Below are 682 nucleotides of genomic sequence, written 5' to 3'. Positions count from 1 at the left end.
CGGCTGCCCCGGTGCTGGTCATCGGCTCACCGTTCCTGTGGTGGATGCGCGTGGGCGAACTGCGCGCGGTCCTTGCCCCGGTCGTCGCCGGTACGGGCCCCTCGGCCCACCCCGACATAGCGGCGGCCCGGCGTTTCGTACGGGGTCTGGACGCGGCGGTGGCCGTCGGCTCGGTACCCGGCCGCTGCCCGCTCACCCGCGTGCTGTGCGTGGGCGTCGCCCGGGTGGCCCGCCTCCTCCTGCGCAGTTGCCGGGAGCACGCGACCCAGATGGAGCGCGGGGTGGCCGCCGCGGCCGCCGAGCGTGCACAGGCTGTGGACTACGGCCTCAGGATCGTGGCCCAGGAGCAGGTGGGCCTGGCCTACGCGGGCTGGGACCGGCTGCTGACCCGGGTCGCGCTCCCCGCCTGGCGGATGGGCCGCTGGCCCTCCCGGCTGGACGCGGGAGTGGTGGCCGCCCTCACCGAGCTGTCCCGTCGTGACCGCCTGGCCGAGGGGTTCGCCTCCCGGCTGGGCGAGCGCCCCGCCTGCGACCTGCTCGAAGAGCCCGGCGCGATCGACGAGGCCGCCTCCCTGCTCGCCGCCCGCCTCTTCCACGGCGGCCCCGCGGAGACGGGCCCGGACTGGTCTCCGGTGGACTGGCAGGAGTACCCGGAAGAGGTCGTGGACCGCAAGTGGCGCCT

Annotated in this window: 1 pseudogene; it reads left to right on the top strand. The window is 76.2% G+C overall.

Annotated elements, in window-relative coordinates:
- A pseudogene (locus tag EHS43_RS45540) lies at positions 1-682 on the top strand (hypothetical protein); the annotation flags it as partial.

It is taken from the genome of Streptomyces sp. RP5T (genome assembly GCF_003933965.1).
Classification (GTDB): domain Bacteria; phylum Actinomycetota; class Actinomycetes; order Streptomycetales; family Streptomycetaceae; genus Streptomyces.
The sequence above is the reverse complement of the archived record's forward strand: the minus strand, read 5'-3'. Positions and strand labels throughout refer to the sequence as shown.